The 20455-nt window shown below is 62.0% G+C and carries 20 protein-coding genes; 8 read left to right on the top strand and 12 right to left on the bottom strand.

Features of this window, described 5'->3' with window-relative positions; genetic code table 11:
- Nucleotides 1-15 precede the first annotated feature (15 nt).
- Genes BS630_RS07020 through BS630_RS07005 form a run of 4 tightly spaced genes read right to left on the bottom strand, consistent with a single transcriptional unit; the run spans nucleotide 16 to nucleotide 3728 of the window.
- The gene (locus BS630_RS07020) at nucleotides 16-1206 is read right to left on the bottom strand and encodes a M24 family metallopeptidase (protein WP_077976824.1); all 1191 of its coding nucleotides are present in this window, start codon (nucleotides 1204-1206) and stop codon (nucleotides 16-18) included.
- Nucleotides 1207-1238: 32 nt separating this feature from the next.
- Nucleotides 1239-1652, bottom strand: coding sequence for a cupin domain-containing protein (locus tag BS630_RS07015; protein ID WP_025397095.1), 414 nt, complete (start codon nucleotides 1650-1652; stop codon nucleotides 1239-1241).
- A gap of 25 nt (nucleotides 1653-1677) precedes the next feature.
- On the bottom strand, nucleotides 1678-2520 hold the full coding sequence (locus tag BS630_RS07010) for a phosphoenolpyruvate hydrolase family protein (RefSeq protein WP_077976823.1): 843 nt from the start codon (nucleotides 2518-2520) through the stop codon (nucleotides 1678-1680).
- Between the two features lie 11 nt (nucleotides 2521-2531).
- On the bottom strand, nucleotides 2532-3728 hold the full coding sequence (locus tag BS630_RS07005; protein WP_077976822.1) for a Tm-1-like ATP-binding domain-containing protein: 1197 nt from the start codon (nucleotides 3726-3728) through the stop codon (nucleotides 2532-2534).
- Between the two features lie 100 nt (nucleotides 3729-3828).
- On the opposite strand from BS630_RS07005, the gene BS630_RS07000 reads away from it, so the two are divergent.
- The 7 genes from BS630_RS07000 (at nucleotide 3829) to BS630_RS06970 (ending at nucleotide 10539) form a co-directional block, all read left to right on the top strand.
- Entirely contained in the window at nucleotides 3829-4467 is a 639-nt protein-coding gene (locus tag BS630_RS07000; protein ID WP_077976821.1) for a TetR/AcrR family transcriptional regulator, read from the top strand.
- Between the two features lie 355 nt (nucleotides 4468-4822).
- Nucleotides 4823-6133 (top strand): ABC transporter substrate-binding protein, encoded by a 1311-nt coding sequence (locus BS630_RS06995; RefSeq protein WP_017956805.1) that lies wholly within the window; start codon nucleotides 4823-4825, stop codon nucleotides 6131-6133.
- Nucleotides 6134-6290: 157 nt separating this feature from the next.
- Nucleotides 6291-7196, top strand: coding sequence for a carbohydrate ABC transporter permease (locus BS630_RS06990; protein WP_077976820.1), 906 nt, complete (start codon nucleotides 6291-6293; stop codon nucleotides 7194-7196).
- Between the two features lies 1 nt (nucleotide 7197).
- Complete coding sequence (locus BS630_RS06985) at nucleotides 7198-8157, top strand: carbohydrate ABC transporter permease (protein ID WP_077976819.1); 960 nt, start codon at nucleotides 7198-7200, stop codon at nucleotides 8155-8157.
- On the top strand, nucleotides 8154-8357 hold the full coding sequence (locus BS630_RS06980; protein ID WP_077976818.1) for a hypothetical protein: 204 nt from the start codon (nucleotides 8154-8156) through the stop codon (nucleotides 8355-8357). Before BS630_RS06985 ends, BS630_RS06980 begins: the two co-directional genes overlap by 4 nt.
- Nucleotides 8354-9463 (top strand): ABC transporter ATP-binding protein, encoded by a 1110-nt coding sequence (locus BS630_RS06975; RefSeq protein ID WP_077976817.1) that lies wholly within the window; start codon nucleotides 8354-8356, stop codon nucleotides 9461-9463. The genes BS630_RS06980 and BS630_RS06975 overlap by 4 nt, the downstream gene beginning before the upstream one ends.
- Nucleotides 9463-10539 (top strand): ABC transporter ATP-binding protein, encoded by a 1077-nt coding sequence (locus tag BS630_RS06970; protein ID WP_077976816.1) that lies wholly within the window; start codon nucleotides 9463-9465, stop codon nucleotides 10537-10539. Before BS630_RS06975 ends, BS630_RS06970 begins: the two co-directional genes overlap by 1 nt.
- Before the next feature lie 79 nt (nucleotides 10540-10618).
- On the opposite strand, the gene BS630_RS06965 is transcribed toward BS630_RS06970, so the two are convergent.
- From BS630_RS06965 to BS630_RS06950, 4 genes are read right to left on the bottom strand one after another with little or no spacing between them, the layout of a single operon-like run.
- Nucleotides 10619-11593 carry an NAD(P)-dependent oxidoreductase gene (locus BS630_RS06965; protein ID WP_077976815.1) on the bottom strand — a complete coding sequence of 325 codons (975 nt, stop codon included), beginning with the start codon at nucleotides 11591-11593 and terminating at the stop codon, nucleotides 10619-10621.
- Between the two features lie 21 nt (nucleotides 11594-11614).
- On the bottom strand, nucleotides 11615-12307 hold the full coding sequence (locus BS630_RS06960; protein WP_131662633.1) for a FadR/GntR family transcriptional regulator: 693 nt from the start codon (nucleotides 12305-12307) through the stop codon (nucleotides 11615-11617).
- Nucleotides 12308-12309: 2 nt separating this feature from the next.
- A complete protein-coding gene (locus BS630_RS06955) occupies nucleotides 12310-13479 on the bottom strand; it encodes a mandelate racemase/muconate lactonizing enzyme family protein (protein WP_077977044.1) in 1170 nt (389 codons plus the stop codon).
- Nucleotides 13480-13538: 59 nt separating this feature from the next.
- On the bottom strand, nucleotides 13539-14426 hold the full coding sequence (locus BS630_RS06950) for a sugar phosphate isomerase/epimerase family protein (RefSeq protein WP_077976813.1): 888 nt from the start codon (nucleotides 14424-14426) through the stop codon (nucleotides 13539-13541).
- Nucleotides 14427-14770: 344 nt separating this feature from the next.
- Here BS630_RS06950 and BS630_RS06945 point away from each other — a divergent pair, with 344 nt between their 5' ends.
- Nucleotides 14771-15622: a sugar phosphate isomerase/epimerase family protein gene (locus tag BS630_RS06945; RefSeq protein ID WP_077977043.1), complete on the top strand. Its 852-nt coding sequence runs from the start codon at nucleotides 14771-14773 to the stop codon at nucleotides 15620-15622.
- A gap of 179 nt (nucleotides 15623-15801) precedes the next feature.
- On the opposite strand, the gene BS630_RS06940 is transcribed toward BS630_RS06945, so the two are convergent.
- The 4 genes from BS630_RS06940 to BS630_RS06925 are packed head-to-tail and all read right to left on the bottom strand — an operon-like array spanning nucleotide 15802 to nucleotide 20383.
- Complete coding sequence (locus BS630_RS06940) at nucleotides 15802-16848, bottom strand: ABC transporter ATP-binding protein (protein ID WP_077976812.1); 1047 nt, start codon at nucleotides 16846-16848, stop codon at nucleotides 15802-15804.
- 13 nt (nucleotides 16849-16861) lie between these two features.
- Entirely contained in the window at nucleotides 16862-18562 is a 1701-nt protein-coding gene (locus BS630_RS06935) for a beta-fructofuranosidase (protein WP_077976811.1), read from the bottom strand.
- Nucleotides 18563-18564: 2 nt separating this feature from the next.
- Complete coding sequence (locus tag BS630_RS06930) at nucleotides 18565-19458, bottom strand: carbohydrate ABC transporter permease (RefSeq protein WP_077976810.1); 894 nt, start codon at nucleotides 19456-19458, stop codon at nucleotides 18565-18567.
- Complete coding sequence (locus BS630_RS06925; protein WP_077976809.1) at nucleotides 19451-20383, bottom strand: carbohydrate ABC transporter permease; 933 nt, start codon at nucleotides 20381-20383, stop codon at nucleotides 19451-19453. The genes BS630_RS06930 and BS630_RS06925 overlap by 8 nt, the downstream gene beginning before the upstream one ends.
- Nucleotides 20384-20455 lie beyond the last annotated feature (72 nt).

The following is a 20455-nucleotide window of genomic DNA, read 5'->3' as shown; positions in this document are numbered from 1 at the left end:
GCAATGGGCCTGCAATCACGCTCCGCCGCGGTTCCAGCCGCGGCCACGGTCGCCGAACATTTCATAGCCGCCATCAGTGATGGCAAGCGTATCCTCCAGCTTGATGAATCCGCGCTTCGGGTGAAGCATCGTCGTCTCGACCGAGATCACGCTCCCGGCTTCCAGCGGTTTGTCGGCATCGATGCCATCATAGGTGACGGGGTGGTTCGTCATGAGGAATGGCGCTTCGTGGGCGATGACGCCCATGCCATGGCAGAAGAAGTCGGTGAAGGCCGCCGACGGCGAGGCCTTGAGCTCGGCCTCCGCTGCCACAATCATCTCCCTGCCCGCAGCCCCTGCCCTGACCTTGGCGAAGGCCGCTTGCTGGATACATTCCACTTCGGCCAGAAGGTCCCCCAGCTCCGCATCCGGCTCGCCGAGCACACCCATGCGGCAGAGGTCACCAATATATCCGTGATAGTTGCCGCCGGAATCGATCGACAGGATCTCGCCCTCGGCCCAGGCCTGAGGCGAGCCCGCGCGGTTGTGGCTGGAGCCGAGCGTCAGGAGGCAATATTCGAAGTGCAGGCCGCGGTTCGTTTCTTCCCGGCGCAGCTGCTCGATGATCTCCATCTTTGTCGAGCCGGCGCGGGCCGCCGCGATCGTCGCCAGCATAGAGTCGGTGATCAGTTCGGAGGCGCGTCTCAGCTTTGCCAGTTCATCCGGCGTCTTGACGGCCCTTAGCCGCTCCAACACATGCGTGGCATCGACAAATCGAGCGCCCTCCAGCCGAGAGGCAAGCAGGTCGCGGGCGTCGGAGGGCAGGAAGGCTGGCTCGATGCCGATGCGCCCACCGGTCTTGCCGATTTTCTTCAAGTGCTCGACGGCGAGCCCGGCGGCATCCTGCGTGCCCCAGCTCGCCGTATGCACGGCGGGCGTCCAGAATGGATTGTTCTGGTGCTCCGCGCCCTCCATGCGGTTGCCCACATAGGCGGAGTGATCGGGCGCGCCTTTCTCATAAATCACCATCGGCAGGTAGCGGCTATGCCCGATCGCATCCATGGCGGCGAAGAAGATGAACTTATAGCCGCCCATGAGATATTGCGTGTTGTGTTTGGAGGTGGCGACGATGACGTCGATACCGGCTTCCTCCATGAGACGGTCGAGCTTGGCCGTATCGAACGGCGTCACGGCGGTCTGCCTTGTTTGCCCTGCATTGTCGTTCATAGTCTTTCCTCCCAGAAAATGGATGCGCCCCCTCAGAAGCCCGGCGGCAGCAGGCGGAAGTCCGGCAAATCGCGTAGCGCAAGCTCCGGCCCGGCCGGTGAGTAGACCACGAAAAGGAGCATCTTCCCGCCGCCAGTGTTCTTCGTCGAATGAAAGCGACTTTCCGGAATATAGATCGTGCAGCCGGTGGCGACCTTCTGCGTGATCGGATTACCATTTTCGTCCTCGACCATCTGCTCGCCCTCGCCGGAAATCACAAAAATGATTTCCTCCGCGCCCGGGTGATTGTGGCGGGAATGGCCCTCGCCGCTTGGCAGCTCGACGACGCCGCCGGAAAAGCGGCTGGCACCGTTGATCTCGGGCGCCACAGTCAGCGACAGCTTGCCCCAGTCGAAACCGAAGGCGCTCACATCCTCAGGATAGATAAAGTACTTGTTCTTTACCATGAAACGACCTCCTCCATGCCCTTCCTCAGACGACCGCGCCGATGGCGAGCGCCTTGAAATCTTCGGTCTGCTTGCGGATTGCCGCCTCTGCCGGCAGGCGCTCCATCGAGCTTGCGCCATAAAAGCCGTTGCAGCCAGGGCAGCGTTCGAGAATGTAGCGCGCATCCGCCGGCATGGAGATCGGGCCGCCATGGCAGAGCACGATGACGTCGTCGCGCACGGAACGTGCCGCCTTGGCGATCGCGGCGATCTCATCGACGCAGTCATCGAGGGACTTGCCGGATGTGGCGCCGATCGTGCCGCCGGTCGTCACCCCCATATGCGCCACGACGATGTCGGCGCCGGCGGTCGTCATGGCGATAGCCTCGCTCTCGGTGAACACATAAGGCGTCGTCAGCAGGTCGAGCCCGTGGGCGGTGGCGATCATCTCGACCTCCAGATTGTAGCTCATGCCCGTTTCCTCGAAACTCTGCCGCATCCGCCCATCGAAGAGACCTATTGTGGGGAAGTTCTGTACGCCGGAAAAGCCCATTGCCTTGAGGTCGGCGAGGAAGCGCGGCATCAGCACGAAGGGGTCCGTGCCATTGACGCCAGCAAGCACCGGCGTCTTTTTCACGACCGGCAACACTTCAAGCGCCATGTCCTTGACGATCTCGTTGGCATTGCCATAGGCGAGCAGTCCGGCCGCCGAACCGCGCCCGGCCATGCGGTAGCGCCCGGAATTGTAGATAATGATGAGGTCGATACCGCCTGCTTCCTCGGCCTTGGCGGAGATGCCGGTGCCGGCACCGCCGCCGACGATCGGCACGCCGGCTGCGATCATGCCGTGAAATTTTTCGAGGATGGTGCTGCGCGGTATGACTGGCATCGATTTGTCTCTCAGGGGTTGGCGATGTCACGATAGGCCGCGACGGCGGCCTCGGCGAAATCTGGATCGTTGATATGGAGCGGCAGGCGAATAATACGTCGCGACACCGTCGGCTTCACCGTCGCCTCGAGCGCGGCGAAAAGCGCGGCGTCGGCTTGCGGATCGAAGAACGGACCGTCTTCGATGTCGAGGGCCGAAACGCCCTTTTCGGGAATGAGAAGGCGTACGGGGCCGTGGCAGAGATTGAGCTTGTCGCCGATCCAGCGGCCGATCTGCGCGCATTCGGCCGACGTCGTGCGCATCAAGGTGACGTTCGGGTTGTGCCGGTAAAACAGCCGGCCGGTATAACGCTCCGGGACAGTCTCCGGCGCCCAGAAGTTCACCATATCGAGCGCACCGACCGAGCCGACATAGGGCAGGCCTTTGCGAGCAATGGCGCCGAAACGGTCCGAGGTGGCGGGCAAGACGCCGCCGAACAGCAGGTCGCAGACCTCGGTCGTCGTGATGTCGAGCACGCCAGAGATGAGTTCGCTGTCGGCAAGCTTCTCCATCGCACGCCCGCCCGTGCCTGTCGCGTGGAAGACCAGGCAGTCATAGTCCGCTCGGAGGCGCTCAACTATGGCGGATACGGCAGGTGTCGTAACGCCGAACATGGTAAGCCCGAGGGCTGGTTTGGATGCAGTCACCTCAGCCGGCCGGCGGGCCATGGCGGTGATCGCCTGGGCGGCGTTGTGAAGGATGACGCGGCTCAGCCGGTTCAGGCCCGCCATGTCCGTGACCGAGGGCATCATCAAGATGTCCGAAACATCGACAAAGGGAGCCACATCGCCGGATGCGAGCGTCGAGACCATGATCTTTGGCAGACCGAGCGGCAATTGGCGCATGCCTGCGGTAATGATCGAAGTGCCCCCGCCTCCACCGATACCGATGACGCCGGCGATGTCCTGGCGCTCCACGAGGAAGCGCGCGAAGGCAATGCCCATCGCCTCGACCGCCGTTCCGCGGTCGCCGCTGGCAAGAACGGCTCCAGCCCCGTCCGGATGGCACGCCGCCACTGCTTCGGCCCTCACATCGACGGAGGTTTGAGGCTCGCGGATGCCGACGTCGACACGGACGACAGCCCCGCCCGCCGCTTTGATGCAAGCGGCCAGATAAGCAAGCTCCTCGCCCTTCGTGTCAGCCGTGCCGACCACGTAGATCTGCTTCATTTCCCCTCCGAGACCGGTTGGGTTTCCTCCCGGCATATCCCACGTCCGGGGCAAAGCGATAGGCCCTTGCAAATTTGTGAGACGTGCGTATCATAAAGACATGGATGTCTCACGTCAACAGAACGAAACAGCCAGGACCGAGCGAGGCCCGCGTGCCCGAACGCGAAAACTGATGCTCGAAACGGCAACGCGGCTCATGCAGTCCGGCATCACTCCGTCGGTAAGTGAAGTCGCCGAGGCTGCCGAAGTCTCGCGCGCGACGGCCTACCGTTACTTTCCGAGCCAGGCCGCGCTCGTGCATGCCGTGGTGGATGAGGCTCTGGGGCCGATACTCAGCTGGTCGTCGGACAGTCCGGATGCACGCACCCGCGTTGCCGACCTCTTGGCGACCGCAATGCCGCGCATCGATGAGTTCGAAGCCACCTTCAAGGCGGCGCTGAAACTTTCGCTGGACCAGTGGGCGCAGCGCCAGGCCGGCACGCTCGGCAACGAGCCGCTATTCACGCGCGGCCACCGGGTCGATCTGCTCAAGTGCGTGACGGCTCCCCTGCAGGGCACCGTGCCGCCCGAATCCCGGGAACGCCTTGCGCAGGCGCTTTCGCTTGTCTTCGGCGTCGAGGTGCTGATCGTGTTGAAGGATATCTGGGGCCTGACCTCCGAAAGCGCGCAGTCTGTTGCCGAATGGGCCGCCAGGGCGCTTGTTGATACAGCGTTACGGCAGGCGGAGAGCAAAGCATGACGTGGGGAACCTTCAAATTAATCCAACAATTGGTTGGACCAGATGAAGCAAATGTGGTCGGGATTGGCGAGCAGGAACGTGAGTTTGCCTGACAAGACCGCGCGAGCGGAGCCGCAATTGTGGGAAGGTATCCAGAAGTCTGGAAGATGAACCTTTGCTAAATGCTCTCCGAGGCTCACTCTTGACGATATTGGCGTTTGGTACTACCAGATTAGGGAATAACATTCAGGCTTGAGATCTGAAACGCGCCAGGGTCGGGGAGGACCCCAGCACGAAAATCACCCAGGAGGATCGGGAAGCCGGATCGGGAGGCCCGCGATGACGCGGGAAGCGTGCATAAATGGGAGGAAATGTTATGCGCAAAACTATGGCCGGTCTCTTTGCCGGTGTCGGATTGATGTGGGCCTGCGGAACATCCGCACAGGCCCAGGAACTGACGATTTTCTGGGCCGAGTGGGACCCGGCAAATTACCTTCAGGAACTGGCGAACGAATATGAGGCTGAAACCGGCGTAAAGGTCACGGTCGAGACCACACCATGGGCCGACTTCCAGACCAAGGCATTCACCGAGTTCAACGCCAAGGGTTCAGCCTATGACATGGTCGTCGGCGACAGTCAGTGGATCGGGGCGGCGTCAGAAGCTGGCCATTACGTCGATCTGACCGACTTCTTCACCAAGCACAATCTGACCCAGGTGATGGCTCCGGCAACTGTGAAATACTACGCCGAATATCCGTCGAACTCGAAAAAGTATTGGTCAGTTCCGGCCGAAGGCGACGCCGTCGGCTGGTCCTACCGCAAGGACTGGTTCGAAGATCCCAAGGAGATGGAGGCGTTCAAGGCCAAATACGGCTACGACCTCGCCCCGCCGAAGACATGGGCCGAGATGCGCGACATCGCCGAGTTCTTCCACCGTCCAGACCAGAAGCGCTACGGAATCGCCATCTACACCGACAATTCTTATGACGGTCTCGTCATGGGTGTCGAGAACGCGATCTTCTCCTTTGGAGGCGAACTCGGCGACTACCAGAGCTACAAGGTCGACGGCATCATCAATTCCGAGAAGAACGTCAAGGCGCTCGAATTGTATCGCGAGCTCTACGGCTTTACGCCTCCGGGCTGGGCCAAATCCTTCTTCGTCGAGAACAATCAGGCGATCACCGAGAACCTGGCGGCGATGAGCATGAACTACTTCGCCTTCTTCCCGGCCCTGGTGAACGAGGCGTCCAACCCGAACGCCAAGGTTACCGGCTTCTTTGCCAATCCGGCGGGGCCGAACGGCGAACAATTCGCAGCGCTCGGCGGCCAAGGCATATCGGTCATCTCCTACTCAAAAAACCAGGAAGAGGCGATGAAATTCCTCGAATGGTTCATCAAGGACGAGACCCAGAAGCGCTGGGCCGAACTCGGCGGCTACACAGCAAGCGCCAAGGTGCTTGAATCGCCGGAATTTCAGAACGCGACACCCTATAACAAGGCCTTCTACGAGACCATGTTCAAGGTGAAGGACTTCTGGGCAACGCCTGAATATGCCGAACTGCTGATCCAGATGAACCAGCGCATTTATCCCTTCGTCACCGCCGGGCAAGGCACGGCGAAGGAAGTGCTCGACTCTCTGGCAGCGGACTGGAACGCGACGTTCAAGAAATACGGACGCAATAAATAGCAAACGCGATCAGCGGAGGGGCTCCGTCGCCCCTCCGTTTGCATTCTGCATCTCGCGCCCAAAGGCGCGGTTCGAGAGGGCGCGGCGCCCGGAATTCACTTCGCGCATCGTGATGCCTTTTCCGGCATCCGGCGCCGACTCTCGGAGGAGGAGAGGATTGGCAACCGCAGTCATGACATCGCTAGACACGAAATCGCGTGCCGCATCCCACGGCATGAGCGACATCCGCATTCGCAATCTCTTCATTATCCCGACGATCCTGTTTCTGATCATCTTCAACATCTTTCCGCTGATCTATTCGCTCGGCTATTCGTTCACGGACTTTCGCGCCTCGACGAACGCGCCGGCCAACTTCGTCGGCCTGCAGAACTACCGCGAATTGCTGAACGATCCTTTCATCTGGTCGAATTTCGCCATCACCGCGAAATATGTGATCGTCTCTGTGACGGGGCAGGTGATCGTCGGCTTCGGCACCGCGATGCTGCTCAACCGTGACATTCCGCTGAAGGGTCTTCTGACGACGCTGCTGCTGCTGCCGATGATGCTGTCGATGGCCGTCGTCGGCCTCTTCTGGAAGCTGCTCTACGACCCGTCCTTCGGCATCATCAACTACGCGCTCGGCCTCGGCTCCTTCGAGTGGCTGTCGAATCCGGACATGGCTCTCTATGCGGTCGCAATCACGGACATCTGGATGTGGTCGCCCTTCGTGATGCTGCTGTCGCTTGCCGGCCTTTCGGCCGTGCCAAAACATCTCTACGAGGCAGCGGCGATCGACCGGGCGGGACCGTTCTATACCTTCTTCCGCATCACGCTGCCGCTGGTGGCGCCGATCCTGATGATCGCAATCATCTTCCGTACGATGGAGGCCTTCAAGACCTTTGACCTCGCCTACATTCTGACCAGCCAACCGACGACCGAGGTGATCTCCATCCGGCTCTACAAGATGGCCTTCCAGGAATGGCAGACGGGGCGTTCCTGCGCACTCGCCTACATCGTGCTCATCATGGTTCTTGCGATCACCAACATCTACGTCAAGTACCTCAACAAAGTGAAGGAGCGCTGAGATGGCTGCCGTGCAAACCCGCTCCGAACGCGCGCTGAACCGGGTGGCGATCGCCGCCGTACTGGTCATCACGCTGATCTTCCTGGCGCCGATCTACTGGATCACCTCGACGGCCTTCAAGCCGCGCAATCTCGCTACCACCATTCCGCCGACGGTGCTCTTCGAGCCGGAACTCTCGCCTTTCGTGAAGCTCTTCACCAAGCGCTCGCAACTGCGCGGGGCGCCAACCGCTGAAGAATATGCCGCCGCCCCCTGGTGGGAGCGGATGGTGTTCGACGGCGGCGAGAAGATCGTTCGCTCCGGCCGCGGCGAGGTGCAGCCCTCCGGCTATCCGAACCGCTTCATGAACTCGCTGATCGTCGCCATCACGTCCACGGTGCTGGCCGTCGGCATGGGAACCTTCACAGCCTACGGTTTCTCGCGCTTCAAAGTGAAGGGGGAGGCAGACCTTCTCTTCTTCATCCTGTCGACGCGCATGCTGCCGCCCGTCGTCGTGGCGATCCCGATGTTCCTCATGTACCGCGTCGTCGGCCTCAACGACACGCATTGGGGCCTCATCATACTCTACACTGCCTTCAACCTTTCCTTCTCCGTTTGGTTGATGAAGGGCTTCATCGACGAGATCCCGAAGGAATACGAGGAGGCCGCGCTCGTCGACGGATACACGCGGATGGAGGCCTTTTTCAAGATCGTCATCCCGGAAGCGGCCACCGGCATCGCCGCAACCGCGGTCTTCTGCTTCATCACGGCCTGGAATGAATATGCATTTGCGCTGATCATGACGAACCGGCGTGCGCAAACGGCTCCACCCTTCATTCCGAGCCAGGTCGGCTCAGGCCTGCCGGATTGGACGGTGATTGCCGCCGGCACGTTCCTGTTCCTGCTACCGGTCGCCATCTTCACCTTCCTGCTCAGGAACCATCTCCTGCGCGGCATGAGCTTCGGAGCGATCCGCAAATGACCTTTCGCGCCTTCAACCAGAAATATCTCGAACCCGGTTCGCAGTATCTCATGATCTTGGGCATCGTCGCGCTCTGCCAGCCCTGGAACCTGTTTCTGCACCGCTATGGCATGACGATGACGCTCGTCGGATTGATCGCCTTCATGGTGGCGACCAAAATCCCCCGCGACGCGCAACCAGACGAAGGCAACCATTTATGACGCAGATCGAACTTCGCGGGATTCAGAAATATTTCGGTGCCGTCCAGGTCATCAAAGACCTTAATCTCGCCATCGCCGACAATGAATTCATTGTGCTGCTTGGACAATCGGGCTGCGGAAAGACGACGACATTACGCGCCGTCGCGGGGTTGGAGACGATCGACGAAGGCGACATTCTGATCGACGGGCAGCCGGTGCAGCATATCAAGGCATCAGACAGGGATATCGCCATGGTATTCCAATCCTTCTCGCTTTATCCGCACATGACGGTCTACGAGAACATCGCCTTCCCGCTCCGCGCGACCCGGATGAGCCGTGCCGATGTCGATGCGTCGGTCCGCGATATCGCCGGTGTGCTGCGCATCACCGGTCTCCTGGCCCGCAAGCCCTCGGCGCTGTCAGGCGGCGACATGCAGCGCGTCGCGATCGGCCGCGCGCTGGTGCGACGGCCAAAGGCCATGCTGATGGATGAGCCGATCGGTGCGCTCGACGCGAAGCTGCGCGAGGAAATGCGGGCGGAAATCAAGCGTCTGCATATCAAGCAGGGTTCAACCACCATCTACGTGACGCATGACCAGGTGGAGGCGATGTCGCTCGCCGACCGCATCGTCATCATGCACGAGGGCATCCTCCAGCAGGTGGGCACGCCGGAAGAGGTTTACGCGCAACCCGCCAACACGTTCGTCGCCCAGTTCGTCGGAAGCCCGGTCATGAACATGGCGCCGGCGATCATCAGCGCAACGGGCAGCCATACCAGCGTACAGGTCGGCGACGGGACGACGGGCTTCGAGTTCCCCGCCGTGCTGGCGAACCGCCTCTCCGACGCAAGGGCCGAGAACGGCAAGCTGACACTCGGGGTCCGGCCTGAGGGCGTGCTCGTTTCACGGGAGGCCCGCGAGGGCTTCATGCCGGTCGAGGCGCATATCATCGAGCCTCTCGGCTCGCACGACATCGTGGACCTGAAGGTTGGTCACCAGATGATCAGGGCACGCACAAAGAGCGGTTTCGTGCCTGGTCCCGGCGAAGCCGTCTGGGCACGCATCGACCCCGCCCAGGCACATTTCTTCAACACCGCGACCGGCTCGTCGCTGGGGATCAGACTCTGATGGCGCATATCGAACTCAAGGGCATCACCAAGACCTTCGGCAGGCACACGGCGCTGAAAAACTTGAACATCGACATTGCTGACGGCGAGTTCTTCGTGCTGCTCGGGCAGACCGGCGCCGGCAAGACGACTACGCTGCGCCTGATCGCCGGTCTCGAGAAGCCGACCGCAGGCCAGATCTTCATCGACGGGCAGGACGTCGCCGACTGGGGTGCCGCCGAGCGCGATGTGGCTCTGGTGCTCCAGCAATACTCGCTTTACCCGCGCTATACGGTGCGGGAGAACCTGGAATTTCCATTGAAATCCCGTATCCGTCGCGTTGAGCCCGGAGAAATCAAGGAGCGCGTCGACCGCGTTGCGAAGACCCTGCGCATCGAGCATCTGCTCGACCGCAAGACGGACCGACTGTCGGGAGGCGAGATGCAGCGCGTATCGATCGGCCGGGCCATCGTGCGCAAGCCGCGGGTCTTCCTGATGGACGAACCCCTTTCGGCGCTCGACGCCAAGCTTCGCGAAGCACTTCGCACCGAGCTGAAAAACCTGCAGATGAACCTCGGCGCGACCTTCCTCTTCGTCACTCACGACCAGATAGAGGCCATGTCGATGGGCGACAAGATCGGCGTCCTGAACAATGGTCAACTGGTGCAGACGGGTACGCCGCAGGAGATCTACCGAAACCCGGTCAACACCTTCGTCGCGCGCGCGGTCGGTTCGCCGCCGATGAACCTGATTGCCGGCACGCTTGCCGGTGGCGAGGCAGTGGCCAGCGAGGGCTACCGGCTGCCCCTCGGCAACGGACACGGGATCGCGACAGACGGTCGCCCGCTCACCTTCGGCATCCGTCCCGAGGACATTTTCCTCGATAGTGGCGCGCCCGGCGAAGCACGGGTCCACGACGTGGAAAACCATGGTGTCGAAAAGATCGTGACGCTACGCACCGGCGAGAAGTTCATCCACGCGACCGTGCCGACACAGACGGCGCTTCGGATCGAGGATGAGGTTCGCTTTTCGTGGAATCCGGAAAAGGTCGTGCTGTTTGACGCCGGAAGCGGTGTAAGCTTGCGGCACGCGGGCTGACCTCAACGGTCCGAAAGATGCCAGCGGTCTCGGCGGCACGGCAGGGGCAGCCAGCGTTTCGAGTTGTCGCGACGGGGCGCTATGCGGGAAAGCGCCGGCGGTAGTGTTCTACCACTTCGGGATTGCGCAAATTGACGGGCAAGTCGCCCTTGATGACGCGCAGGGCTTCGCTCGCCGCGCCCGTTCCCATGCGCATCATGCTCTCTTCCGTCAGGCCAGCCAGATGCGGCGTGACGATGACATTGTCAAAGCCGAAATAGGGATGATCGAGCGGCAGCGGCTGCGTTGCGAAGACGTCGAGCGCGGCTCCGCCGATGCGACCATCGCGCAGCGCCTCGATCAACGCCGCATCATCGATCACCGGCCCGCGCGAGACGTTGACCAGAATGGCCGCGGGCTTCATGCGCCCGATGCGACCGGCATCGAGCAAGCCAGTGGTCTCCGGCGTCAGCGGACAACAGAGCACCACGATATCGGCCGTCGCCATAAGCTCATTGATCGCCAGGAAACGCACGCCGTCCGGCACGTTTTCCGGCGACCGGCTCGTGGCGACCACCTCCAGACCGAAGCCGAACTTCGCGATCTTGAAAATCGCCTTGCCGACATTGCCCATACCGACGATGCCCATGGTGCGGCCGGCGAGGTCGACGGCCGTGTCCGACTGGGCGCGGCCCGCCGCCCAGCCGCTCTGACGCAGTTCGCGGTCCATCAGCCGGAAGCGCCGAAGCAGGGCCAGTGTCACGAGGAAGACGTGCTCGGCGACAGTCGAAGCATTGGCGCCCGGGACATTGGCGACAAGCACGCCGGCGCGGGTCGCCGCATCCATCGGCACCATGTCGAGCCCGGCGCCATGGCGGATCGCCGCGCGAAGCGCCGGCGCATCCTCGAAGAAGGCCGGCGGGATCGGCGCGCGTACGACGACGATGCCCGCGCCGCGGCCTTCTCGCAGCAACGTTTCGGGATCGGGCGCGGAAGCGACGCGCAGATCACCCGCAGCCTCAAGCATGGACCTGGCCGCAGGGTGCAGGGGATGTGTGGAAAAGATGAAGCTCATCGGCCCTCCCGCCGGTTGCGCCTATTCGGCTGCCGTCGCTGGACCGCCGATGAGACCCTTCCAATAGCTTTCCGCACCTTGAAGATGCGCGCTCATCAGCGCCTGGGCGAGATTGCCGTCTCGGGCAAGCAGCGCCTCGTAGATGCGGATATGTTCCTCATGCGAGCGCCGGCTGCGGGCGGGATCGGCAAAATAGATCGGCAGGCGGTGCTCGCCCATGACGTAATAGACGCTGCACACCCGATGGAAGACGCTATTCTTGGTGGCCCGGACGATCTCCAAATGGAAATCCCGGTCCTCACGCGCCAGCCCCTCGCCGGCGGCAAGCTTCGCCTCGGACGCGCCGAGGATATCGCGCAAGTGCTGGTAATTCTCCTCCGTCGCCCGATCGCAGGCGAGCTCCGCCGCCTTGATCTCATGGATCTTGCGAAGCTCCACGGTCTCATAGATCAGGATGGGATCAAGCGGCACGCCGGCGCGGGCAAAAAGCGCCATTGCCTCCACGCTCGCCTCTGTGGTCGTCAGATAGATCCCCGACTTGGCCCGGCGCTCGACGATGCGCATTGCCTCCAGAATGGCCAGTGCCTCTCGAACCTGGCCCCGGCTGACGCCGAAATGCTCGGCAAGCTCTCGCTCCGAAGGCGTACGGCCGTTGCCGCTCGAGTTCGAAAAAAGATGGGCCGCGAGATCGGAGAGGAGGGAGTTTTCTTTCATCGTCACTGTCTTTGCGCGTGAGTCTCCAGGACCCGCTGATTGATCGTGAAGCCCAGGCCAGGCCTGTCCGGGATCTCTATCATACCGTCTTTCACCGACACAGTGTCCTCGACTAGATCATGGATCATCGGATTGGCGCCGAGCGAATATTCGATGATGAAGCTTGCCGGGGAGGCCGCGCACAAGTGCAGGCCGGAAAAGAAGCAGGGCGCACCGGCCCAGAGATGCGGCGCGAAACGGAGATTGAAGGCGCTGGCGAGCGAACTGATGCGCATCGCCTCCGTAATGCCGCCGCAGAAGGCAGGGTCCGGTTGGAATATGTCGGCGGCCCGAAGCATGGCAAGATCTCGGAAGGCAAAACGCGTCGCCTCGCTCTCGCCGGCAGCGATCGGCACGTTCCCAGCCGCGCGCACCTCCGCCATGCCCGGCTTGTCATCGGCAATCACCGGCTCCTCGAACCAGGCGAGGTCGCAATCGGCAACCATCTGGATGAAGCGCTTGGCATCGGCAACAGTATACGTCCCGTGCGCATCGACCATCAGGTCGACGTTAGGCCCGACCGCTTTGCGAGCCGCCCGCACGCGCGATGCCGAGACATGCAGCGCACGATCCATCGCGCCGACGCGCATCTTGACTGACTTGAAACCGCCGGCCGCGATATAGGACCGGAGTTGATCGCCGATCCGCTCCGCACTCTCCCAACCGCCCGAGGCATAGGCGGGCAACCTGTCGGCCTTGCGGCCACCCAGCAGCTTCCAGACGGGAACGCCGAGCGACTTGCCGAGAATGTCCCAGAGCGCTATGTCGACCGCGCTGATCGCCGCGACGGAAAGGCCGCGACGCGCGATCTCGGGCATGGCGTGACCCGAACGCGCCGCCGTCTCGTGGCGTACGCCGTTGTAAAGCATCTCCCATATGGTGGAGATATCGGCAGGATCGCGGCCGATGAGCTTCGGCCCCACCTCGTGGTTGATCATGTGGACCAGCGTGCCGTAGGTGCCCGCACTGCCCGCGGCATTCTTACCCTCTCCCCAGCCCACGATACCGTCGTCCGTTTCGATCCGCAGGATAGCGCTATCGAAGGTCGTCAGTCGGCCGAAGTCGCTGCGGTGTTGACGGCTGGCCTCGATGGGAATTTTGATCCACCAGGCCTCTACGGTCTTGATGCGCATGTCTCGGATCCCCTGCCCCTCACGGCCCGCGAGCCGCATGGCATATGTCTTTCCGTTCGTTACTTGATCAGCGGCAGGATCGTCTCGGCAGTGATCCGCATCTGATCGTCGTAGAACTTCTCAGTGAGAAGGCTCGAGCCGTGGTCCTGGATGAATTTCAGCTGCTCCGGGGGAATATCGACGGGGTTGCGCTCGACCATGTCCGGATATTTGGCGGCGGGCGTCCGGTCGACCGGAGCGACGAATTCGTTGGTGACGGCGCCGTCGTAACCAATCTCCTTCAGCGTGCCGATGATCTTTGGCCAGTCGAGATGGCCGAGGCCGGCGGCAAAACGATTGTTATCGGCGACGTGGAAATCGAACAGGCGCTTTCCCGCGAGCCGGATCGCTTCATACATGTCTTCCTCCTCGATGTTCAGGTGGAAGGCATCCAGGCACACCCCGCATTCGGGGCTGACGGCATCGGCGAGCGCCAGCGCTTGGGCGGCACGGTTGAAGAAATAGGTCTCGAAACGGTTGAGCGGCTCGACGGCAATGCGCACACCCCTCTTCTGCGCATGGGCAAAACACTCCTTGGTAGCGTCCACCACCCATGTCCACTCTTCCTCCTCGGTCCCATCCGGCACCACCTTGCCGACGGTGGCCGGCACCAGGGTGACGATCTCGCCATCGAGTTCGCTGACCATGGTGATGACGCTCTTGACATAGTCCACCGACTTGGCGCGCTGGCCTTCATCCCTGGCGGCAAGATTTCGCTCGCCGAGCGTCAGCGTAACGGCGCCCCAGCAGCGGATGCCATGCTCCTTCAGCAGCGCACGCGTCTCCTTGACGTCGTACTGTGCCGGTTCGCCGGATATCTCGATGCTCTCGTAGCCATATTTCTTGATGCGCTTCAACGTGACGGCGAGCGGTTCCGCCCGCATCCAGTTGTGTGTGGAAAGATGCATGAGGTTCCTCCTAGGCTGTTGCGGCCACGCTCGACAGCCGCTTGGCATCGAAACGTCACCTTATCGCTGGCCAATCCCGTTGCTGCTGCAATCTGGTTTGGCCAATTCTCGTTGTCTGAAAGATCTAACCCAATTCCCGAGCCTCTGCAAGACGGCCTTGAAACACCGATACATCCGGCGCATTCGGTTGTTTATTGCGACATTTCACCGCTTATGCACGGAATCCTGGCTCCAAGCGGCGAGCACCGCAGCTTGACCTGATGCGCAAATTTGGTATGACCAGATCTGAGGATGTTGATCGGCTTAAGCCGCCGCGCAATGGCCGCAAGGCGAAGGGGGGAGAGATGAAGATCGGGATGTGCATGTTCCTCTGGACGACAGCTGTCGGCAGCAAACACGAGGCATTGTTGCGCGATATCAAGGCCACGGGGTTTGATGGTGTCGAGATCCCGATCTTTTCGGGCGCACCCGACGACTACCGGCGGCTGGGGGCCTTGCTCGACCGGATCGGCCTAGAACGGACCGCCGTTTCCGCTATGGGCGACCCGCAGATGAACCTGATCGCCCCCGACGCCGCGACCCGCAAGCGCGGCATCGACTTCGTGAAATGGGCCATCGACTGCAGCGATGCGCTTGGGGCGACGATGCTGAGCGGGCCGCTGCATTCGACGCTCGGCAAATTTTCCGGAAGCGGGCCGAGCGCGGCGGAACTCAAGCGCTCGGTTTCCTCGCAACGCGCGATCGGCGATCATGCAGCAAAGCACGGCGTCACGATCGGGCTTGAGGCGCTCAACCGCTTCGAATGCTACCTGTTCAACACGATGGACGACCTTGGGGCCCATATCGACGCGGTCGGACACCCGAATATCCGCGCCATGTACGACACCTTCCACAGCAATATTGAAGAGGCCGATCCCATCGGCGCCTTCACACGAAACAGTGACCGCATCGTGCATGTCCACATTTCTGAGAACGACCGCGGCGTACCAGGGCGTGGCAACATTCCCTGGGCCGAGACGTTCAAGGCACTACGCGCGAGCGGCTACGACGGGTGGCTGACAATCGAGGCCTTCGGTCGGGCGCTCAAGGAACTCGCCGCCGCCACAAAGGTCTGGCGCGACTTTTCCGAGACACCGGAAGCGGTCTACCGCGAAGGCTACCGCCATATCCGCAATGGATGGCGCGCGGCGGCATGACCACAACCGATCTGCTCTTCAAGAGATTTGACCCGTGGCAACACATCGCCGCGCAGTTGGTCAATTCGATCAATGAAAGGCCGGACACCCAAAATCAAGACGTGGCAAGCCTGGATGGCTCCGAAACCGAACCGCGTCCGTCAATTGACGGACGCGGTTCGGCGGCGGGCGCCGGGAGATCAGTCTATCCGTCGGCCTTCGGCGGAGAAGAGGTGGACTTTCTCGGATTTGGGCGCGAGGTCGATTTGCTGGTCCGGCTTTAAATCCACCCGCCGGTGCAGCACGATGGTTGCCGTCTGCGTGCCGACACGCACCGAAAGATGGGTCTCCGCACCTGTCGGCTCGACAGTCAGCACGGTGGCCGGAATGCCCGTCTCTGCAATGTCGAGGTCTTCCGGGCGGATGCCGTAGGTGCGTGCCACGCTGTGGCTCAATTGCGCCGGAAGCGGCAGGGAAACGCCGCCTTCGATACGGAAGCCGCCGCCGCTGACGCCACCCTCGAAGAGGTTCATCGACGGCGAGCCGATGAAGGCGGCGACGAAGGTGTTATTTGGGCGGTCGTAGAGATCGAGCGGCTTGCCGATCTGCTCGATGCGGCCGGCGCGCATGACGACGATCTTGTCGGCCATGGTCATCGCCTCGATCTGGTCGTGAGTGACGTAAACGATGGTCGTGCCAAGGCGCTGATGCAGCTCCTTGATCTCGCTGCGCATGGTCACCCGCAGCTTGGCGTCGAGGTTGGACAGCGGCTCGTCGAAGAGGAACACTTTCGGATGGCGTACGATGGCGCGGCCCATGGCGACGCGCTGGCGCTGGCCGCCGGAAAGCTGTTTCGGCAGGCGCTCCAGCAGGGGTTCAAGTGCGAGAATGCCGGCGGCTTCGCTCACCAGCTTGTTGATTGTCGCCTTATCGCGCCCCTGCAGCTTCAGGGCAAAGCCCATATTTTCGCGCACCGTCATGTGCGGATAGAGCGCGTAGGACTGGAACACCATGGCGATATCGCGCTCCTTCGGCGCGACGTCGTTGACGACGCGACCGTCGATGCGGATTTCACCGCCGCTGATATCCTCTAGCCCCGCCAGCATGCGCAGAAGCGTGGACTTGCCGCAGCCGGACGGCCCGACGAGCGTGACGAACTCACCGTCCTCGATATCTGCGGAAACCCCGTGGATAACCGAGGCCGCGCCGTATTGCTTCTGAACCCGGTCGATTGCTACCGATGCCATTGTCTGTCCTCCCTCACAGTTTCAATTGCCAGACGCTGGCCCCGGCGACGGCGCCGGCGAGCGTTGCCGAACGTGCGGCGGCAAAGCCCGGAATGCGTTTGGACCCCGTCCAGCGGCCGTTGTCAGCGAAGACCTCGATGGAGCCGGCATCGAGGAAGATGCGCAGGCTCGACGGTTTCGCGCCAGCGGCGACGTAACGTGGCGGCGCCATACCGGTACGAACGTCGAAGACAATCGCCAGACCATCGGCATCGAGTTTAACGCCTAGATCGACATCCGGATGATCGAAGGTGAGATCGAAGGCGGCGCCCGGCTCGGTGAGATCAAGTACGATCTCGACGGCGCCGGTGCCGAGCGGCACGGTCTTGCCGGCGGCAAGCGCGGTGTCATCCAGCAACTGATGACGCAGGCTTTCGACGGCTGCGACCGGCGGGGTCAGCACGGTGTCGCCGTCGAGAAGCATGCGGCGCGGCAGGGTCATGGCCGTCGGGAAATCGTCCTTCTTGGAAAAATCCGTCCAGTTGGCTAGCCAGGCGATGCCGACCGGCTCGTCGCCATCAACGAAGGCCTGGAAGGCATAGGCATCCGAACCGAAATCCAACTCCTGCTCGAACTCCGCAGTGAAGGTGCGGCCATCGAAACCGCCGACGGTGACGGAGGTGAGGTTGCGGCGGCCGGTGGCCGGGTCGCGGCTGGTGAGCAGACCGAAGATCAGCGCCCAGCGGGTTTCTGCGTTTTTGTCGGAAAGCGGCACCATGCAGGGGCATTCCGCCGCCGTCATGCCGAAACCGTCCTCGCGATGGAGGATGCCGAGGAAGGTCCAGCCATCGGCGCCTTGCGGGTCTGCGGTTTCATAGAGCAGTACGACGCCGCCCTGCCTGTCGCGGCTGCCGAGCAGCATCTTCCAGCGGCCGTCCGGGCCTTTGAAGACATAGGGGTCGCGGAAATCGGTGGTGAGGTTCAAGCCTTCCGGGCGCAGCGGCATCACGATTTCCGACGGGCCGGCGACGATGCCGTCGCGGCTGACGGCTGAAAGCTGGATTTGCTCTTCCGGTTGCCGGTCACGCACATGCTCGGTGTAAAAGACGCGGATTTCCTCGCCCTCTGGGCCGATGCCGGGGATCGCCGAGCCAGAGAAGGCGCCGCCGCGGCCATCGTCCTTTTCCGATAGATGCGCCGCCGGAAAGAGGAACATGGGCAGATGTGTCCAGCGGACGAAATCCCTCGAGACAGCATGGCCCCAGTGCATGGTGTTCCAGCGCGGCTCATGGGGATAATGCTGGTAGAAGAGGTGAGCATTTCCGCCGAACCGTCCAAAACCGTTCGGATCGTTCATCCAGCCGAAGGGCGGGCGGAAATGATAGCTGTCGGGCACGTCGGGGGCGGCCGTGCGGGCATCGCTGTGCAAGACGCAGATGCCCTCCTTCATCACGGTTTCCGGCCGGAAGGCATAAGCGACGGAGAGTGCAGCGGTTGTCGCATCATAGGACAGCGTGGCACGACCGCCCTTCGCGAGCGTCACAGCGAAGAACTCAAATTCCCCCGTGCGGCGGGTCGAGGGCTCGCCGATGTCGTCGCCATCAACGGCGACGAAGAGCTTCGCCTCGCCGCCGGCATGGCGCGCCTTCAGCCAGAGATGCAGCACCGTGCCTTCGGGCAGCTCCGCTTCAATGGCCTGAGGTGCTGACGTTTCGGATTTTGCCTGCAGAGACATGATCAACCTTTCACGGCGGAGCCGACGAATGAACTGACGAACCAGCGCTGGAAAGCCAGATAGAGAATGAGGACCGGGATCATCATCAGCACCGAAGCGGCCATGGCGCGGTCCCAGTAGATGCTGTCCTGTCCGAAGAAGGTGGCGATGGCGACGGCAATCGGCCGAGCATAGTCGGTCTGGGTGACCAGCGTCGGCCAGAGATACTGGTTCCAGCTTTCGATGCCCATGAGGATCGAGACAGTGGCGAGCGCCGGCAGGCTGAGCGGCATGTAGATCGACCGGTAGATGCGGAAGACCGATGCGCCGTCCATTTCCGCCGCTTCATAGAGTTCTTTCGGCAGCTGCGCGAAGAACTGGTAGAAGAGGAAGACATAGAGCGGGCTTGCCACCCAGGGCAGGATCTGCACCGCGAAGGTATCCGTCAGCCCCGCCCGCGACATCATGACGACGAGCGGCATGATGATGCTTTCCTGCGGGATGACATAGAGCGCGACGACCAGCGCCAAGAGCGCCGCCTTGCCGCGCAGCGAGCCCCAGGCCAGAACGAAGCCCGCCATGGAATTGACGACCAGACCCGAGACGACTGTGGCAACGAGGATCACCAGCGAATTGAAAAGATATCGCCCATAGGCCAACTCGCCGGAGAAATGGGCGATCTCCTGGTAGTTCGACAGCGTCGGGTCGCTGACCCAGAAGGCGCGGAAGCTGCCCATGTCGGCGAGGATGCGGAAGCGGTCGTCCTTCAGGCTGGCGATCAGCAGCATGAACAGCGGCGAGATCATCACCAGCGCGATGACCAGGATGCAGAGGCTCTGCACGATGCGCAGGCCTCTCTTGCCGTTGCCCCTTGCGATTGCCAGGGAGGCGGGCTGGGTCAAAGCGAGATCAGACATCGAAGCGCCTCAGGAGTTTGCGTTGCAGGAGCGCGATCAGAAGAACGATGACGAAGAGGATGACGGACACGGCCGATGCGTAGCCGAGTTTCTGCTCCTCGAAGCCGGCGCGCACCATGTAGTGGACAACGGTTTCGGTGCTTTCGTTCGGGCCGCCCTGGGTGAGGATTGCCACCTGCGTATAGAGCTTGAAGGCCTGGATCGTGGTGATGACCAGCACGAAGACATGGGTCGGGCGAAGACCGGGCATGGTGACGTGCCAGAAGCGGCGCAGCGCGCTTGCCCCGTCGATGCGGGCTGCATCGTATAGTTCTTCGGGAATGCCCTGCAGGCCGGCGAGATAGATGATCATCTGAAAGCCATAGGCCTGCCAGGCTGAAAGCAACACGATGGAGAACATCGCCCAGTTGGGGTCGCCGAGCCAATCGATCGGCTGGATCGTGCCGCCGGAAAGGAAACCGGCGATCTGGTTGAGCGGGCCGCTCGGATACTGGAACAGCGTGCCCCAGATGACGCAGACCACCACCATGGAGGTGATCGCCGGCAGGAAGAACAGGCCGCGCAGCAGGTTTTGCATCGGCAGCTTCTGATGCAAGAGCAGCGCGGTCAGGAAGGCGAGGCCGCATTGCAGCGGCAGCACCCAGACGGTGAAGCGCGTGACGTTCCACAGCGAGGTCCAGAACAGCGGATCGGTGAAGACGCGCTCGAAATTCAGGAGGCCGACGAAGCGCACCGGCGTCGGGCGCGGCACGAGCGGCTGGTTGGTCATCGCCGTCCAGAAGGACAAGAGGAACGGCGTGATCAGGAATATCGCCATAAGCAGAAAGGCAGGCGCGATCATCGCCATTTCCTGCCAGAGCCGCTTGTTGTCGCGGCGTTTGGCCGGACGTCGCAAAGCGGGCGTGGAGGTCTGTTGCAAAGTCATTGTTTCCTCCTCATCGGTCATCCTCCCGAGATGGTTCAGGGGCCGGCAGGACGAGCCGGCCCGTCAAAACCC

It is taken from the genome of Rhizobium laguerreae, from assembly GCF_002008165.1.
Lineage (GTDB): Bacteria > Pseudomonadota > Alphaproteobacteria > Rhizobiales > Rhizobiaceae > Rhizobium > Rhizobium laguerreae.
This window is presented reverse-complemented; position numbering and strand designations above follow the sequence as displayed.

Coding starts and splice junctions, on each gene's coding strand:
- BS630_RS07005 (WP_077976822.1), bottom strand. CDS start 3,728: ATGAAGCAGATCTACGTGGTCGGCACGGCTGACACGAAGGGCGAGGAG.
- BS630_RS06950 (WP_077976813.1), bottom strand. CDS start 14,426: ATGCATCTTTCCACACACAACTGGATGCGGGCGGAACCGCTCGCCGTC.
- BS630_RS06965 (WP_077976815.1), bottom strand. CDS start 11,593: ATGAGCTTCATCTTTTCCACACATCCCCTGCACCCTGCGGCCAGGTCC.
- BS630_RS06925 (WP_077976809.1), bottom strand. CDS start 20,383: ATGACTTTGCAACAGACCTCCACGCCCGCTTTGCGACGTCCGGCCAAA.
- BS630_RS06940 (WP_077976812.1), bottom strand. CDS start 16,848: ATGGCATCGGTAGCAATCGACCGGGTTCAGAAGCAATACGGCGCGGCC.
- BS630_RS06955 (WP_077977044.1), bottom strand. CDS start 13,479: ATGCGCATCAAGACCGTAGAGGCCTGGTGGATCAAAATTCCCATCGAG.
- BS630_RS07020 (WP_077976824.1), bottom strand. CDS start 1,206: ATGAACGACAATGCAGGGCAAACAAGGCAGACCGCCGTGACGCCGTTC.
- BS630_RS07010 (WP_077976823.1), bottom strand. CDS start 2,520: ATGCCAGTCATACCGCGCAGCACCATCCTCGAAAAATTTCACGGCATG.
- BS630_RS06945 (WP_077977043.1), top strand. CDS start 14,771: ATGAAGATCGGGATGTGCATGTTCCTCTGGACGACAGCTGTCGGCAGC.
- BS630_RS06960 (WP_131662633.1), bottom strand. CDS start 12,307: ATGAAAGAAAACTCCCTCCTCTCCGATCTCGCGGCCCATCTTTTTTCG.
- BS630_RS06975 (WP_077976817.1), top strand. CDS start 8,354: ATGACGCAGATCGAACTTCGCGGGATTCAGAAATATTTCGGTGCCGTC.
- BS630_RS06995 (WP_017956805.1), top strand. CDS start 4,823: ATGCGCAAAACTATGGCCGGTCTCTTTGCCGGTGTCGGATTGATGTGG.
- BS630_RS06930 (WP_077976810.1), bottom strand. CDS start 19,458: ATGTCTGATCTCGCTTTGACCCAGCCCGCCTCCCTGGCAATCGCAAGG.
- BS630_RS06935 (WP_077976811.1), bottom strand. CDS start 18,562: ATGTCTCTGCAGGCAAAATCCGAAACGTCAGCACCTCAGGCCATTGAA.
- BS630_RS07015 (WP_025397095.1), bottom strand. CDS start 1,652: ATGGTAAAGAACAAGTACTTTATCTATCCTGAGGATGTGAGCGCCTTC.
- BS630_RS07000 (WP_077976821.1), top strand. CDS start 3,829: ATGGATGTCTCACGTCAACAGAACGAAACAGCCAGGACCGAGCGAGGC.
- BS630_RS06970 (WP_077976816.1), top strand. CDS start 9,463: ATGGCGCATATCGAACTCAAGGGCATCACCAAGACCTTCGGCAGGCAC.
- BS630_RS06985 (WP_077976819.1), top strand. CDS start 7,198: ATGGCTGCCGTGCAAACCCGCTCCGAACGCGCGCTGAACCGGGTGGCG.
- BS630_RS06980 (WP_077976818.1), top strand. CDS start 8,154: ATGACCTTTCGCGCCTTCAACCAGAAATATCTCGAACCCGGTTCGCAG.